Here is a 15489-nt window from a genome sequence, read left to right as displayed (position 1 = left end):
GCCGACAGCGCGTGCCGGCGCAGCAGCTCGCCCTCGTCGCCGGTGCCGCGGAGCAGCCTGCGCTCGGCGGCGCTCGCCCCCGCCGGCAGATAGCCGGCCACCATCGAGACCAGGCTGCCGCCGAGGGCCGCCATCACCGCCGCCGCGGCCCCACCGCCCGGCTCGGGACCGTGGCCGGCCAGGGCGGCGGTCCAGTCTCCCAGCGTGCTGCCGGCACTCTCCACCTCGGGTCTCCTGTCGCCGAGCGGCAGGCCGGTCACAGATCTTCATCCAGCCGTTACCGCCGGCGACAGCGTGCCCGATGGACTGGGTCTCAGCAAGGGCACGCCCGGGGCGACGAGGACGAGCAACGGCAACGAGGGCAACGAGGGCAACGAGGGCGGCAGCGCCGGCGCCGACCAGGCGCCGGGAGGAGCGCACGAGCGGGCACGAGGAGGAGGAGTCGATGTCACTGACCTGGCCGCTGGAGCCGTCGGTGCCCGTCACCGACCGGCTCCGGGCCGGTGACGGTCGACACGACCGACCGGCCACCGCCGTCTCCTCCCCGGCCGACCCGGCACCGGTGCACGCGGCGAACCTGGTGGACGCGGCACGACTGCGCGCCGCCGGCGTCGAGGTCGTGGTCACCGTCTCGGCGGCCGGACGCAACCGGGTCGCCGTCGAGGCCGACCTGGCGGCGGCCGCGGACATCGGGGCGGCCGTCCTGCTCGACCCGTCCGACGGCGTCGACCTCACCGCCTCCCAGCTGCACGCGCTGGCCCGATACGCGGGCCTCCGGGTCGCCGGCTGGGAGCCTGCCGGGCCCGGCGCGGCACGGCCGCCGGTCCGGACGCGTCCGGTCGACCGGACCTCGGCGCCGTGTCCCAAGCATCTCGCCCACGGGCCGTGTGGCGGGGTGGGTCCGGACGGCGGTTGCGAGGTGCCGACCGGGCCACGGCAGTGCGGCTTCCTCGCCACGCCGCCGACCGCCATCCCACCGACCGCGATGCCCGTGACGGCACCCACCGCGGCACCGCCGACCGCCGCGGCGATCGAGCTCGGCCGGATCGCCGAGCGCCGGCCGCTGGTCGTCTCCGGCTTCCCCGCGCACCCGATGGACAGCGACTCGGTGGCGATCTGCGCGGAGACGTTGCGCGAGACCTGCGATGCGGCGCTGGCGGGTGACTCCGGGCGGGCGCGGACGCAGTTCCCGCCGTCCTACCGCGCGCTGTTGATGGCACGTGCCGGCGTGCGGGCCTGGGCCGGGGTGAACTGTCGCGATCGCGGCACCGAGGCGCTGCGCGTCGAGTTGGAGGCGCTGCGGACCGCCGGTGCCGCCGCGGTGCACTGCGTCACCGGCGACCATCCCGCGCTGGGCGACCGCCCCGATGCCACCGGGGTCTTCGAACTGGAGGGCAGCACCCTGATCCCGGCGGCACGGGCGAGTGGTCACCTGGTCTCGTTCGCCGAGAGCCCGTTGGCGCCGCCGAGGCCCGACCGGCCGCTGCGCGCGGCCCGGAAGGCGGTGGCGGGAGGCCGGTTCTGCCTGCTCCAGTACGCCGGGGAGCCGGCCGCGACGGCGGAGTTCGTCACCGCCCTCGCGGCCGTGGCACCCACCCCGGTCGGCGTACTCCCCGGGGTGCCGCTGGTCATCGACCGCCCCGGCGCGTTGCTGCTGCGCGACTTCGTCGGCAGCGCGCTGCCGGCCGGTTACCTCGAGCGGGTGCTGGACGCCGCGGACCCGGTGCGGGCCGGGATCCGGGCGGCGGTCGCACTGGGCGGCGAGCTGTTGGCCATCGACCGGGTCGCCGGGGTGGTGGTCGCCGGCGGCGCGCGCCGCGGCGACGAGGCCGAGTACGCCGCCGCGCTGGCCACCGTGTGCCGCGAGCTCGGCGGTGGCAGCTGACCGGTGTTCGCCGACACCCGGTCCGCCGTCCGGGCCGCTTCAGGGGGTGGCGAACCGGCCCTCCGGGTCCCAGCGCCGGCGCAGCGCCGCGAGCCGGTCGCGCACCTCGTCGGTGAAACAGCGCTCCCGGCGCTCCGGCGTCGCCCGCAGGTCGACCTCGCCGATGTAGTGGCCGGTCCAGTGCTCGTTCACCGAGTCGATCGCGGCGGCCACCCAGGACCGGTTGGCCGCGGTCGCCCCGGGCCCGCCCGCCGGGTCCCAGGCGGCGTACGGGGCCACCGTCATGGTGCCCAGTTGCCGGTAGGCGCGATCCTCGGCCGACGCCGGCCGGGCGCACCTGCGGTAGGAGGAGGAGCTGACCAGGATGCTGCCCAGCGGCGAGGGACAGCCGGCCGTCACCCGGGCCAGGCTCGGCAGCAGCTCGGCGTACGACGCGGTGCTCCAGGCCTGCTGCGAGGCCTGGCCGACCGGGTGGCGCAGGCTCTGCGACCGGAGCATGGCGGCGATGCTGGTCGGATGGTCCTCCACCCGGGCCGCACGGGAGACCGCCGGGCCGGACACGACCTCGAGCAGCGCCTCGGCGTGAGCCGGGTCGGCGCCGTACGCGGTCGCCGACACGGTGACCCGGACGCCGGCATCGGCGTCCGGGGCCAGGAAGACGGTCAGCTCGACGTCCGGAGCGATCTCGGCTCGCAGCCGGTCGGCCCATCCGGCGGCGACCCCGACGTCGCCGGCGCCCGCGAACGTCACCGCCCGGCGATGCACCGCCGGCTCGGGCTGCAGCGCCACCCGGAAGGCGGCCACCACCCCCGGATAGCCGGGCCCCGCGCCGCCCAGGAGCGCGAACGCCTCCGGGTCGCACCGCGGCGAGATCGTCCGCTCGCCACCGTCCGCGTTCACCACCTCCGCGGCCAGCAGCGACTCCGCGGCGCAGCCCCACCGGCCCTGGTTCCAGCCGTTGCCTCCAGCCAGGAGGAAGCCGCCGAGGGCCACGTCCGCCTTGTGCCCGACCGGGAAGGCCCGGCCGGTGCCGGCGAGTGCCTCGGCGACCGCCAGCGAGGTGGCACCCGGTTCGATGACCGCCTCGTCGCCGTCCGGTCGCACCCGGTCCAGCGCGGACAGGTCGAGGGCCAGCACCCCGTCCCGAAGCGCGGCGAAGGCCAGGCTGTGCCCGCCGCTGCGCACCGTGACCCGCAGGCCCTCGGCGCGCGCCAGCTCGAGCGCCTGCGGGATCTGGGCGCGGTCGGTGACCCGGACGATCACCGCGGGATGGTCGTCGGGAACGACCGCGCTGGCCGAGAGTCGTCGCCGCGCCGTCTCGTAGCCCGGCTCACCGACGCGGATCGCTCCGGCCACCCGCAACCCGCTCGTCTCCGACATCGGCTCACCGGCCGACCCGGGCACGCAGCGCGGCCACCAGTGCGGTCTCGTCGGCGTGCAGGAGTCGATAGTCCCGGACGACCAGGCGTCCGCCGACGATGACGTGCCGGGGTCGACGTCCGGGCGCGGCCCACACCAGGCCGGCGACCGGATCCGCGACCCCCGCATCGGCGACTCCCGAGACGTCCCACAGGCAGGCGTCGCCGGCGGATCCCGGCCCCAGATGGCCCAGCTCGGGGCGGCCGAGCCCGGCCGCCGACCCCACCGTGGCCATCTCCAGCGCCTCGACCGCGCTCAGCGAGCGCCCCGCCGGCGCCAACGGTGAGACCTGCATCGCCAGCCGGGCATCGGCGAGCAGGTGCCCGGCATCGTTGCTGCCTCCTCCACTGGTGCCCAGGCCGACGGTGATGCCGGCGTCTCGCAGCGCGCCCACCGGTGCCACTCCCCAGCCCATCGGCAGGTCGCAGCCCGGAGCGTGGGTGGCGGTGGCACCCGACGAGGCGATCCGAGCGATCTCCTCGGCGGTGACCCCGCACAGGTGGGCCAGCGTCACATCCGGCGCCAACCAGCCCCAGTCCTCGAGCAGCTCCAGCGGTCGTCGTCCGTGCCGCTCGGCGGCGATCGCCACGTCCACCTGCTCGTTCGCCTGGGTACGGCGCCGCAGGCCACGCCGGTCGGCGACCTCGCCCATCAGCCGGAACGTCGCCTCGGCGTCGGAATGTACGCCGGCCGGCCCGAGTGCCACCTGGAGGCGACCGTCCGCCCGGACTCCCCCGGGTGCCTCGGCGACGAGCGCCTCGGCGATCAGGTCGGCGCTGTGTGCGGCGGTCTCCGGATCGTCGCGGGCCGAGCCGCGGACGAAGACCAGCCGGCCGCCGAGCTCGTCGGCCGCGGCCGCCGCGGCCCGGGCCAGCGGCACGGTCTGCTCCGGACTCATCCCCGCCGGCCAGGTCAGGTGATGGTCGGCCACGGTGGTCACCCCACACAGCAGCCCCTCGGCGAGCCCGACCCGGGCGGCGAGGCCGACCAGCTCCTCGTCGACGACGGCATCGGCGTACGCGGCGGCCATCCTCGGCAGCCACGCGGCCATCGGGACACCTCTGGTGCCCGGCAGGGTGCGGAAGGCGGACTGGAGGAGATGGTGATGCGCGTTGACCAGCCCGGGGGTCAGCACGCAGCCGGTCGCGTCGAGCACCTCCTCCGGCTCCCCCTCGCCCGCCGACCCGTCGGCTCGCGCGCCGGGCGCGACGACCCGCGACACGCCGTTCGGGCCGAGCAGAACCTCCGGGACGTGGTCGCGCAGCACCTCCTCGGCGCCGACGAGCATCGCCCGGGCGCCGGTGATCCGCAGCGTCACGAGTCCGCCGGGGTCCCCGGTGGCACGGTCGGCGACGCGGTCGGTGGCACCGGCGGTGGCGTGGGGTCGAACCGGTGCGCCTCGACGATCACCTCGGCGAGCGCGGCCACCCCGGCCTCGAAGCGCTGCTTGCCGACGTCGGCGGAGGCGCCGCTGACGTCCCCGATGTAGCCGTCGGGGCCGAAGTCGTCGGCCAGCCAGCCGAACGAGACCGGCTTGCCGAACCCGATGTGGGCGAACCCGGTCAGCTGCTCCGGCACCCGGCGCCCGGCCAGCTCCGGATGCACCAGCTCGGGGCGCAGATGCATCATCAGCGAGGTCTCGCCGTACCCGCCGTGGATGCCCATGCCGAGCTCGTGGTCGACCGCCGACCGGCCGCCCTGGTCCGGCGGCACCGAGAGATGCGCGAAGAAGGTCCGCAGGCCGAACCGCTTGCGCAGCTCGCGGTTGGCGACCTGGCCCAGCGCCGAGTTGCCGCCGTGTCCGTTGATGAAGAGCAACCGGGTGATGCCGGAGGTCTGCAGCGAGCGTCCGATGTCGACCAGGACGCGCATCAGGGTGTCCCAGGAGAGCCAGATCGTGCCCGGGTAGTGGGAGTGCTCGTCGGACTTCGTGTAGGCGAGTCCCTCCAGCAGCACGACCGGTGCCGAGCCCGCGGCGGCGACCGTCGAGACGGCCGCCTCGGCCGCCTCGGTGGCGACCACGTAGTCGGTGGAGACCGGCAGGTGCGGCCCGTGCTGCTCGACGGCGCCGAGCGGCAGCACCGCGACCGTGTCGGGCGGCAGCGCCGCCACCTCGGGACCGCTCAGGTCGATGAACCGGGGTGCTCGGACGGGAAGATCGGGCATGTCAGCGCACTCCGATGTTGACGCGGGTATCGACGGGGGCGAGCTCCGGGAGCAGCTTCCCGGGGTTGAGCAGCCCCTTGGGGTCGCGCACCGCCGCGACCCTCCGGACGGTCTCGACGTTGCGGTCGACGTACCACTGGTGTGGGCTGTGGACGCCGACCCCGAGCGCGTCGAACCGGTCCAGTCCGGCCAGCACCTGCTCCTCGCTGACGTAGTCGGCGACCACCATCGCCAGCGGTGCCGAGCCCATCAGCTCCAGATGCAGGTACACCTCGCCGTCGTAGATCGCCCGGACCGCGTCCGGGTCGGTCCAGTAGATCGGCGAGCCGGTCTCCATGTGGAACCAGGAGCGCTCCGGGTGTCCGCGTTGCAGGAAGTAGACCGGGTGGTTGTACGACATCCCGGAGAGCCGGTCGCTGGCGGCGTACTCCTCGAAGGTGGCGACCACCTCTCCCCCGGCGGCGGCCACCCGGCGGGCGATCTCGTCGACGGTGGAGCGCTCGGCGATCACCCGCAGGCTGAACCTGGTCGGATCCAGCCGGACCCGGGCCGGCAGCGTCGGCACCAGCGCCGGCTCGTCCCCGGAGGCCAGCCGGGGCAGCACCGGCAGGTCCAGCAGCGAGCGGTGCACCTCGACCATCGCCTCCCAGGTGGCGAATCCGGCATAGAGGGCCGTCCACTCCCGCGCCGGGTCGGTGGCCAGCTCGGCCTCGACCACGATGCCGGTCACGCCGTAGGCATGCACGTAGGGCAACGCGTCCTCGCCGGTCACGGTGAACACCTCGCCGCTGCCGTCCATCGGCGCCACCGTCAGCGCCCGCACGAAGCCGTCGGTGGTGCTGCCGTGCTCGATGGTCCCGGTGCCGGCGCTCCCGCCGGCGATGAAGCCGCCGACCGTCGACCCCTTGGTGGAGGGGAAGATCCACAGGTCGCGTCCCGCCGCCCGGGCGACCTCGTCGACGGCGGTGAGCCGGGCGCCGGCGCCGGCCACCACCGAGCCGTCCGCGCCCATCCGGATCTGGTTCAGCTCGCGCAGGTCGAGGATGATGCCGCCGTCGAACGGCGTCGCCTGGCCGTAGTTGCCGGTGCCCGCGCCCCGCGGCGTCACCGGTACGTCGGCCCCGTACGCGAGCGCCAGCACCGCCGTGACCTCGGCGATCGTGCGCGGGCAGACCACCACGTCGGCCACGTACCGGCCGGCCGGGACCTTCTCGGCCAGCACCGGCGACATCTTCGACCAGTCCGAGGAGAGCTTGACCAGGGCGGCCGGGTCGAGGATCACCCGGTCCGGCCCGAGCCGGTCCCGGACCGCCTCCGCCACGGCCAGCGTGCGTTCCCGCGTCTCGGCCATCACGGCAGCTTGATCGAGTCGTCGATGAACTTGTTGGTGTACAGCGAGGACGGATCGACGGTGCCCTTGAGCGTGCCGGCCGCCTTCATGATCGGGGAGAACGTCTTCACCGTCTTCTTGATCCGGGCGGGGTCGAACTCGCCGAACACACCCGACTTGGGGTCGTTGGTGACGATGTCGAGCTTCTTCATCTGGGTGGCGGCGAACTTCGCCACGTTGGCCGAGTAGGTCCAGCCGGTCTGGTACTGGTTGACCAGGTCGACGATCACCGAGTTGGCCCAGTCCGGGTCGTCGAGGTAGTCGATCTGCGCCTGCTGCAGGATCGGCACCAGCTTCTTCAGGCAGTCGGCCTCGCCGGTCACGTCGGACTGCCGCACGGCGGAGGGCTCCGGATAGATCGAGTAGCCGACCTCGGACATCAGCTGGTAGGACACCGGCTTGTCCCACTGCGAGACCTCGTGCTCGTAGATGTACGGCTCGGCGGTGGCGAAGCCCTGCTGCAGGATCGAGGGGTCGGAGACGAAGCGCTGCGGAGTGCCCTCGTACGAGGTGTCGACCTGGGACTTGGTGATGATCCCCTCCGACTGCAGCAGCCCCGGCAGGGTGTCACCGGAGGTGACCACCGGATCCCCGTCGGCCGCGGCCTCCTTGATGGTGGTGGCGCCCGGGTGCGAGTCGGGGTCCCACATGATGATCTGCGGGCTGTTGGTCATCTGGCTGGTGACCGCGACGGTCGGCTGCTTCTCCTGCGCGGCGATCGCGGCGTCGGTGTTGACGGCGCCGATCAGGATGTCCTTGTCGAGATACATCAGCGCGGGCACCGACTGGTAGTCGACCGCCGAGCCACCCGATCGGATCTGGATCTTCACCCCGGTGTCGACGCCGCGGGCGACCAGCTCACCGGTGACCCGCTTCTTGTCGGTGTCGACGCTGTAGCCGTCGCCGACCAGGGTGTACCAGCCGCCGTGGTCCGCCTCCGGCTCCCAGTCCTGCTGGAAGACGACCGTCGACGGACAGACGTCGGCGAGGTTCATCGACTCGTCCGTCGCCGTGGTGACGCTGTTGCTCGGCTCCGAGGCGGCGCTGTCGGAGGAGTCGGCGCTGGAGTCGGCGCTGGAGTCGGCGGTGGAGCCGCTGCCGCAGGCGCTGGTCGCCGCCAGGCCGAGCGCGACCAGGCAGGCGCCGAGGGCACGGCGGTGGGCCCGGCGGCGTACGACGAGTGGGAGTCGGGTCATGGGTCATCCGTTCAGATACGAGGGACAGGACGGTCCGAGAGTGGGAGGGGGCTTCAGACGGCTGGGCGCGAGAGGCATCGGGGCGCCCGGGGTCGACCGGTGCGGCCGGTCCGGCCGGGAGTCACGAGCGCCGCTCGCCGTACCACCGGCCGACCACGGCGCGGTCGAGCACGGCGAAGAGGGAGAAGACGACGACGCCGAAGAGGGCGGTGAGGATGATCGCCATGAACAGCGGATCCATCGAGAGCCGCAACGTGTAGGTGCGCAGCAGTCCGCCGATGCCGGCCTTGCCCTGCTGGAAGTAGAAGTCGCCGACGATGGCGCCGATCACCGAGAGACCGGCGGCGTTGCGCAGCCCGGTGAAGATCGAGGGCACGGCGGCCGGGAACTTGAGCTTGGCCAGCCGCTGCCACCAGCTGGCCCGGTTGAGGGTGAACAGGTCGTGTGCCGCCTCGGAGGCGGACTGCAGGCCGAAGTAGGTGTTGGAGATCATCGGGAAGACCGCGATGATCACGGCGACCACGATCCGGGCGTTGAAGCCGTAGTTGAACCAGATGCCGATCAACGGCGTCAGTGCCAGGATCGGGATCGTCTGGAGGATGACCGCGTAGGGGTAGAGGACCTTCTCCGCCACCGGGGAGAGTGACATCACCACCGCCCAGCCCATCCCGATGACGACCGCCAGCAGCAGGCCGATCATGGCGACCTTCATCGTCTGCCACAACGCGGCGAGCATCGGGTTCATGATGACGGAGTCGGTGAGCGTCTCGCCGATCACCTCGTGCGGCGGCGGCAGCAGGAAGCGGCGCTCCGGGCTCAGCACGCCGTAGCTCACCGCGTACCAGATGCCGACCAGACCTGCCAGCGCCGCCAGGACGGGCAGCGACTTCCCCAGGACGGCGCGCAGCAGCCGGCGTCCGAGGCGTGGCCGCGCCGAGGCGGCGTCCTCGCCGGTCGCGGTCGCCACCTCCGTCGCGGAGTCCCCGGAGAGCGTGTGGGTGCTCATGCCGCCTCCGTCGAGCAGAGGCCACGGTACGGATGCGGCGGCCTGAGGTCACCGGTCGCTCGCCGACGCTCGTTCATGCGTGCTCCCCCAGCGCCGCCGAGACCTGGCCGGTGATCTCGGCGAACTCGGCCGAGTAGCGGAGCTCGGGCGGTCTCGGGTAGCTCCACGGGATGTCGACCTCGGCCACCACCCGGCCGGGCCGGCCACTCATCACCACGACCCTGGTCGACAGGTAGACGGCCTCGGAGACCGAGTGTGTGATGAACAGCGCCGCGAAGCTCTTCATGCAGAAGATCCGCTGCAACTCGGTCTGCATCCGCAGCCGGGTGATCTCGTCGAGCGCGCCGAACGGCTCGTCGAACAGCGCCAGGTCCGGTTCGGCCACCAGCGCACGGGCGATCGAGACCCGCATCCGCATCCCACCGGAGAGCTGGCGCGGGTGCTGGTGCTCGAAGCCGTCGAGCCCGACCAGCTCGAGCGCCGCCAGCGCGGCCGCCCGGCGCTCGGCGCGGGAGAGACCGCGCAGCTCGCCGACCAGCTCCACGTTGCGCAGCGCCGAGCGCCACTCCAGCAGGGTGGGGTCCTGGAAGACGTAGCTGGTGGTCGCCGCGCTGACCCGGAGGTCCCCGGAGGTGACCTGGTCGAGCCCCGCGGCGAGCCGGAGCAGGGTGGACTTTCCACAGCCCGACGGCCCGACCACCGAGACGAAGTCACCGGACGCGACGCCGAGGTCCACGCCGGTCAGCGCGGTGGTCCCGGTCGGGAAGCGCTTGGTCACCTCGCGCAGCTGGAGGGTCGGGGCGTCGAGCCGGGTCGGCGAGACAGGGGCCGTCGTGCTCATCGGACTCATCGGGTCCTCATTTCGAGATTTCGAAGGAGCGGTTGTCGAGGGACAGCGGATCGGGTTCCGGGTCGGGTTCCGGGTCGAGATCCGGGAGGTCGAGCGACGTGCTGACCCTGGTGTCGGCCACCACCCGGCCGCCGTGGACGACCACCCGGGCGGTCTGGCCGCCGGCGAGCACGTCGTCGAGCGGCACGTCGGGCACCAGCATCAGGTCCGCCGACGTGGTCGCCGGCCCGCCACCGAGCGATCCGACGCGGTCGAGCTCGGCGCCGACCGGTGGCTCGCCCAGCACGGTGCGGCCACCGGAGGTGACCGCCGCCAGTGCCTCCCGGGGGCTGAGATGACCGGCGGTGACCAGCAGCGAGGTGGTCTCGAAGGGGTCGGCGCGGCCAACGGGGTTGAACGGGTCGCGCAGGTTGTCCGCTCCGGCGGCGAGCGGGATCTGGGCGTCCAGGATCGCGCGCAGCGGCGGCAGGCCCCGCGGCACCACGCCGTCGTACGCCGAGACCGGCCGGCCCTGCAGGTAGAGGTTGGTGATCGGCAGCGTGATCACGCCGAGGCCGGCACGCTTGACCAGGTCGAGGGTACGGGCGAGCCGGTCGGGCTCGAGCATGCCGAGCCGGACGCAGTGGCTGGCGCTGACCCGCTGCTCGAGTCCGCGGGCGAGCACCTGCTCGGCGAGGTCGACCAGATCGACCCGGACCGGATCGGTCTGCTCGTCGGTGTGCAGGTCGACCGGCAGACCCGACTCCTCGGCCAGATCGAGCAGTCGAGTGGTCTCCGCGACCGGGTCGTCGGCCAGGTGCGGACAGCCGCCGAGGACGTCGATGCCGGCGCCGATCGCCTCCCGGATGAGGCCATCGGGGATGGTCGGGCCGGCGAGCAGGCAGACCTGGAGCCGCATCCGGTCCGCGAACCGGTCACGGAGGCCGAGCATCACCTCCACGCCACGCAGCGGTTCCCCGGAGGTCAGCACGTCGACATGGGTGCGCACCGTGGTGATGCCGTGGCGCAGGTAGCGGCCCAGCGCACCGGACGCGCGGGCACGCAGGTCGGCGGCGTCGATGTCGGCGGCGATCGCGCGCCACTGGGCGATCGCGCTGAGCAGGTCGTTCCCCGCCCCGGGGTCGACCCGGGGACCGGTCAGCGCCTTGTCGAGGTGGGCGTGCGGCTCGGTCGCCGCCGGCACGAACCGCCAGCCGGTGGCGTCGAGGACGCCGGCCTCGGCGGCGGCCGGACCGGCCGGGTCGTGCGGAGTCACCGCGACGATGCGGGAGGCCTCGATCCGCAGGTCGGCGAGAGCTCCGTCGAGCAGCCGGACGCCGACCAGACCGCGCAGCCGGCGACCGCTCAGGAACGGGCGGGCGTCGGGCGCGCCGACCGCCTCCACTCCGGCCACCGCTACCTCCTCCGACCGACGGACCCTGCGTCCTCGATCGGATCCGGGGCCGGTCGAGGAGCTCGGACGCCACGCTAGGAATCGGGTGTTTCGGCGGCGTAACCGTCGTTCGCAGGCGCGGTGAAATCACCCGTTCGTCGGTGAAACGGACGTATCGGCGACCGGCCGGCATTCGGCCCGGAGCAAGCCTGGGGACTCGGGCTGGGACTCTCAGGCTGGGACTCGGGCTGGGACTCAGGCTGGGTGCGCGTTGCCGGCCCCGCGCCGGAGCCGATGCAGCACGGCGAGGATGAGGAACCCGACGATCAGTCCGACGATCGCGGAGACCAGCGTCTCGAAGAGCCAGCCGAGCACGCCGCCGAGGAACGCCACGTGATGGTGCAGGGCGGTCTCGACGTGGTGCACGGCGTCGTACAGCGGGTCCCAGCCCAGCTCGTGCAGCCCGTTGAGCAGGATGTGGCCGCCCACCCAGAGCATCGCCGCCGTGCCGACCACGGAGAGCACGGTGAGCACCCGTGGCATGCCGGCCACCAGCGCTCGTCCGACCCGCTGCGCGCCGACGGACCCGCGAGCGGCCAGGTGCAGGCCGACGTCGTCCATCTTGACGATCAGACCCACCACTCCGTAGACCAGCACGGTGATGATGACGCCGACGATCAGCAGGATGACGAGGCGGTGCCACAGGCTCTCCTCGGCCACCTCGTTGAGCGCGATCACCATGATCTCGGCCGACAGGATGAGGTCGGTGCGCACCGCGCCGGCGATCAGTGCCTTCTCCGCGGTGGCACCGGCCGCCGCGGCCGGCGTCTCCTCGGCATGGTGTCCGCCCAGCCGCTCCGCCACCTTCTCCGCGCCCTCGTAGCTCAGATAGCAGCCGCCGAGCATCAGGATCGGGGTGAGCGCGTCGGGCAGGAACTGGCTCAGGATCAGCGCCACCGGCAGGATGATGAGGACCTTGTTGCGGATCGACCCGACCGCGATCCTCTTCACGATCGGCAGCTCACGCTCCGGGGTCACCCCGGTGACGTACTGCGGGGTCACCGCGGTGTCGTCGATGACCACACCGGCCGCCTTGGCGGTCGCGCGCCCGGTGGCGGCGCCGACGTCGTCCATCGAGGCCGCGGCCAGCTTGGCGATCGCGGCGACGTCGTCGAGCAGGCCGAAGAGGCCGGCGCTCACCGGCACCCGCTCCGCTCGGAGCCGGTGATCTCGGTACGGCGGGCGGCACGGTCGCTCGTCATGGCCGAAGCGTAGACGATGACCCCACCGGCGCCGACCGTCCCGCCGGCTCTACTCCACCAACCCGAGACGGAGGTACGCCGCGGCGTACGTGCCCTGCAGCAGCAGCGAGGCATAGCGGGCCACCTGCGAGCCGGCCTCGCTGGCGATCACCTCGACCCGGACCCCGCGTGCGTCGGCCGCCTCGGTCAGCCGGCGCCGCTGGTCGAGATGGAACGGGTCGGTGCTCGGATCGTCGAGGATGACCAGCGCGGGCCGCGGTGACCCGTTCGGCTCGGCGAACGGGTCGTCGAAGACGTCGCGCGGTCGCGCGGCCTCCAGCACCGGTAGCAGGTCCTCGGCCTCACCGGCCAACGCGCTCCGGCCACTGGCTCGGCGCAACGACTCCGCGACCCGCCGCGCCGCCCGAGCGGCCAGGACCGATCCACCCCAGACCACCGGCATCGAGTCCGCCAGCGAGATCGCCAGGATCTTGCCCGGGTTCACCGACAGGTCGCGGTACGGCGAGCGGGCCACCGCCACCTCGTCCAGGGCCGCCGCGACCTCGTCGGCCGCCTGCGGCCGGGTGCCCAGCTCCGGTCCGAGACCGACCTGCGCGAGGAAGGAGAGCATCACCACCGCGATGGCGAGTTGGTCACCGCTGCTCACCGGGAGCAGGCTGCTGTCCCGGCCGCCGGCGCTCTCGGCGACGAGCGACCCCTCGGGTGCCGCGACCACCAGCCGACAGCCCCGCCGGGCCGCCTCGCCCGCGGCCATCGCCTCACCGGGGTCGGCGCCGCCGGGAGCGAGCACCACCACCAGGTCCAGCGGGCCGGCCCACCCGGGCAGCCCCGGAGACGGCCAGGCCACGAACGGCACCGGACAGAACGGCTCGAGCACGGCGCGCAGCAGGCGCGAGTCCGCCCCGGCGGCGACGATCGCCCGGGGACGGCCGGACTCCCGGGTGCGGGCGATCGCCTGGGCCAGCGCGTCCGCCGCCAGCGCCGTCTCCCGGCGCACCCGGGCACCGGACTCGGCCAGCCACCGCAGCCGCGCCTCGACGCCGGTGAGTGCGGCCTCGTCGTCGAGCCGCGACTCGTCGAACCAGGTCACGCCGGCTCGTCTGCTCCGAGCGCCTCGTCCACCAGCAGCACCGGGATGCCGTCGCGGACCGGGTAGCGCAGGCCGCAGCTGCCCTGGCAGACCAGTTCACCGCCGTGCGGAGTCTCGGCGCCACGGAGCTCGCCGTGGCACTGCGGGCAGACGATGATCTCCAGCAGTGCCGGGTTCAGGCCGAGCGTGACCGCGCGGCCGGCGGGTTCTTCGGTCATCGGGTGTCCTTCCGGATCAGCGCGAGCACCTCGTCGCGCACACGCTCCATTGTGGCAGCCTCCCGGGCCTCCACGTTGAGCCGGAGCAACGGCTCGGTCTGGGAGGCGCGCACGTTGAACCACCACGCCGGCGTGCCGACGGTGAGGCCGTCGAGGTGGTCGATGCTCAGCTCCTCGTCCGACACCTCGCCGGCCCGGGCGGCCGCCTCCACCCGGGCCAACACGGCCTCGGCGTCGGCGACGGTGGCGTTGATCTCGCCGCTGGACACGAACCGCTGGTAGCCGGCCATCAGCCGGCTCAACGGCAGATCGGTGGCGCAGAGCGCCGCGAGCACGTGCAACGCGGCGAGCATGCCGGAGTCCGCCCGCCAGAACTCGCGGAAGTAGAAGTGGCCGCTGTGCTCGCCGCCGAACGCGGCGTCGACCTCGGCCATCCGTGCCTTGATCACCGAATGCCCCACCGGGGTGCGCACCGGCACGCCACCGAGCTCGGTGACGATCTGCGGCACCGCCCGGGAGGTGATCAGGTTGTGGATGATCCGAGCGCCGGGCTCGCGGGCGAGGACCCGTTCGGCGATCAGGCCGATCACCGCCGCCGGGTCCACCCGCTGGCCGCGCTCGTCGACGAGGAAGCAGCGGTCGGCGTCCCCGTCGAAGGCGAGGCCGACGTCGGCGCCGGTGGCGAGCACGCGCGCCTGCAGATCGCGCAGGGTGGTCGGATCGAGCGGGTTGGCCACGTGGTGCGGGAAGGTGCCGTCCAGCTCGAAGTAGAGCCGGTCGAGCTCGATCTGGGGCAACCGCTCGAAGACCGCCGGCGCGGTGTGCCCGGCCATCCCGTTGCCGGCATCGGCCACCACCCGCAGCCGCCGGCCGCTCACCGGTGCGAGCTCGATCAGGTGGGCGGCGTACGCCGCCAGCACGTCGGTGACCTCCAGCCGCCCGAGCCGTTCGGGCCGCACCGGCGCCGGCGGGCCGGCGATCACCAGGTCGCGCAGCTCGGTCAGCCCGGTCGACCGGCCGAGCGGCACCGCGCCGGGGCGGCACAGCTTGATCCCGTTCTCGCCGGCCGGATTGTGGCTGGCGGTGATCATCGCGCCCGGCAGGTGCAGGTGGCCGGAGGCGAAGTAGAGCTCGTCGGTGGAGGCCAGGCCGATCCAGACCACGTCGGTGCCGCGGCTGCGGGCGCCGTCGGCGAAGGCCCGCGCCAGCCCGGGCGAGCTGGACCGCATGTCGTGGCCGAGCACGATCCTCGACTCGCCGCCCGCCCCGGGTTCCCCGACGACCTCGGCGAACGCGGCACCGAAGGCGTGTGCCATCGGCTCGTCCCAGTCGGTGGGGACCCGGCCCCGGATGTCGTAGCCCTTGACGACCGCCCGCACTCGCTCCGGCTCCATGCGGCGAACCCTATCCGCGCCCGACCCGGGGCCGGCCCCTCGCCGGCCCCGGCGGCCGGGCCGGTGATCCTCGACGGCGCCTCTCGCCGGACCGCGGCGGGATCGGGCGGCGCGATCGGGGCGGGATCAGTCGCTGGTGAGCATCCGCAGGTGCCCCCGGCGCACGCGCTCGCGGACTCCCAGCTCCGCGGCCTAACTGTCACGCCTTTGACGGTCACTTCGTTGGCGTTCGCCAGGACAG

Annotated in this window: 14 protein-coding genes; 1 reads left to right on the top strand and 13 read right to left on the bottom strand. The window is 73.6% G+C overall.

Features of this window, described 5'->3' with window-relative positions; all coding sequences use genetic code 11:
- Window positions 1-260 (bottom strand): cyclodeaminase/cyclohydrolase family protein (locus QM638_RS07515; RefSeq protein WP_415141334.1); only part of this gene is annotated, 260 nt, incomplete at its 3' end.
- Between the two features lie 185 nt (window positions 261-445).
- On the opposite strand from QM638_RS07515, the gene QM638_RS07510 reads away from it, so the two are divergent.
- Window positions 446-1885, top strand: coding sequence for a hypothetical protein (locus QM638_RS07510; RefSeq protein ID WP_415141333.1), 1440 nt, complete (start codon window positions 446-448; stop codon window positions 1883-1885).
- A 39-nt stretch (window positions 1886-1924) separates the two neighbouring features.
- Here QM638_RS07510 and QM638_RS07505 read toward each other — a convergent pair whose 3' ends face one another.
- The 12 genes from QM638_RS07505 to QM638_RS07450 form a co-directional block, all read right to left on the bottom strand.
- On the bottom strand, window positions 1925-3265 hold the full coding sequence (locus QM638_RS07505) for an FAD-binding oxidoreductase (protein WP_415141332.1): 1341 nt from the start codon (window positions 3263-3265) through the stop codon (window positions 1925-1927).
- Window positions 3266-3269: 4 nt separating this feature from the next.
- Window positions 3270-4622, bottom strand: a complete 1353-nt coding sequence (locus tag QM638_RS07500; RefSeq protein WP_415141331.1) for an amidohydrolase family protein — start codon at window positions 4620-4622, stop codon at window positions 3270-3272.
- Window positions 4619-5470 (bottom strand): creatininase family protein, encoded by an 852-nt coding sequence (locus QM638_RS07495; protein ID WP_415141330.1) that lies wholly within the window; start codon window positions 5468-5470, stop codon window positions 4619-4621. Before QM638_RS07495 ends, QM638_RS07500 begins: the two co-directional genes overlap by 4 nt.
- A 1-nt stretch (window position 5471) precedes the next feature.
- The gene (locus QM638_RS07490) at window positions 5472-6821 is read right to left on the bottom strand and encodes an FAD-binding oxidoreductase (protein WP_415141329.1); all 1350 of its coding nucleotides are present in this window, start codon (window positions 6819-6821) and stop codon (window positions 5472-5474) included.
- Entirely contained in the window at window positions 6821-8056 is a 1236-nt protein-coding gene (locus QM638_RS07485; protein ID WP_415141328.1) for a hypothetical protein, read from the bottom strand. The genes QM638_RS07490 and QM638_RS07485 overlap by 1 nt, the downstream gene beginning before the upstream one ends.
- Window positions 8057-8177: 121 nt before the next feature.
- Window positions 8178-9062: an ABC transporter permease gene (locus tag QM638_RS07480; protein ID WP_415141327.1), complete on the bottom strand. Its 885-nt coding sequence runs from the start codon at window positions 9060-9062 to the stop codon at window positions 8178-8180.
- 73 nt (window positions 9063-9135) lie between these two features.
- Entirely contained in the window at window positions 9136-9903 is a 768-nt protein-coding gene (locus QM638_RS07475; protein WP_415141326.1) for an ABC transporter ATP-binding protein, read from the bottom strand.
- Between the two features lie 16 nt (window positions 9904-9919).
- Window positions 9920-11305 (bottom strand): amidohydrolase family protein, encoded by a 1386-nt coding sequence (locus QM638_RS07470; RefSeq protein ID WP_415141325.1) that lies wholly within the window; start codon window positions 11303-11305, stop codon window positions 9920-9922.
- A gap of 234 nt (window positions 11306-11539) precedes the next feature.
- Window positions 11540-12484: a DUF808 domain-containing protein gene (locus QM638_RS07465; RefSeq protein ID WP_415141324.1), complete on the bottom strand. Its 945-nt coding sequence runs from the start codon at window positions 12482-12484 to the stop codon at window positions 11540-11542.
- 111 nt (window positions 12485-12595) lie between these two features.
- Complete coding sequence (locus QM638_RS07460; protein WP_415141323.1) at window positions 12596-13636, bottom strand: SIS domain-containing protein; 1041 nt, start codon at window positions 13634-13636, stop codon at window positions 12596-12598.
- Window positions 13633-13854 (bottom strand): Trm112 family protein, encoded by a 222-nt coding sequence (locus QM638_RS07455; RefSeq protein ID WP_415141322.1) that lies wholly within the window; start codon window positions 13852-13854, stop codon window positions 13633-13635. The genes QM638_RS07460 and QM638_RS07455 overlap by 4 nt, the downstream gene beginning before the upstream one ends.
- A complete protein-coding gene (locus QM638_RS07450; RefSeq protein ID WP_415141321.1) occupies window positions 13851-15248 on the bottom strand; it encodes a phosphomannomutase/phosphoglucomutase in 1398 nt (465 codons plus the stop codon). Before QM638_RS07450 ends, QM638_RS07455 begins: the two co-directional genes overlap by 4 nt.
- Window positions 15249-15489: the final 241 nt, after the last annotated feature.

Origin of the sequence: Nocardioides sp. (assembly GCF_047606145.1) — a bacterium.
Classification (GTDB): Bacteria; Actinomycetota; Actinomycetes; order Propionibacteriales; family Nocardioidaceae; genus Nocardioides.
This window is presented reverse-complemented; position numbering and strand designations above follow the sequence as displayed.

Coding starts and splice junctions, on each gene's coding strand:
- QM638_RS07510 (WP_415141333.1), top strand. CDS start 446: ATGTCACTGACCTGGCCGCTGGAGCCGTCGGTGCCCGTCACCGACCGG.
- QM638_RS07505 (WP_415141332.1), bottom strand. CDS start 3,265: ATGTCGGAGACGAGCGGGTTGCGGGTGGCCGGAGCGATCCGCGTCGGT.
- QM638_RS07495 (WP_415141330.1), bottom strand. CDS start 5,470: ATGCCCGATCTTCCCGTCCGAGCACCCCGGTTCATCGACCTGAGCGGT.
- QM638_RS07490 (WP_415141329.1), bottom strand. CDS start 6,821: ATGGCCGAGACGCGGGAACGCACGCTGGCCGTGGCGGAGGCGGTCCGG.
- QM638_RS07485 (WP_415141328.1), bottom strand. CDS start 8,056: ATGACCCGACTCCCACTCGTCGTACGCCGCCGGGCCCACCGCCGTGCC.
- QM638_RS07480 (WP_415141327.1), bottom strand. CDS start 9,062: ATGAGCACCCACACGCTCTCCGGGGACTCCGCGACGGAGGTGGCGACC.
- QM638_RS07475 (WP_415141326.1), bottom strand. CDS start 9,903: ATGAGCACGACGGCCCCTGTCTCGCCGACCCGGCTCGACGCCCCGACC.
- QM638_RS07455 (WP_415141322.1), bottom strand. CDS start 13,854: ATGACCGAAGAACCCGCCGGCCGCGCGGTCACGCTCGGCCTGAACCCG.
- QM638_RS07450 (WP_415141321.1), bottom strand. CDS start 15,248: ATGGAGCCGGAGCGAGTGCGGGCGGTCGTCAAGGGCTACGACATCCGG.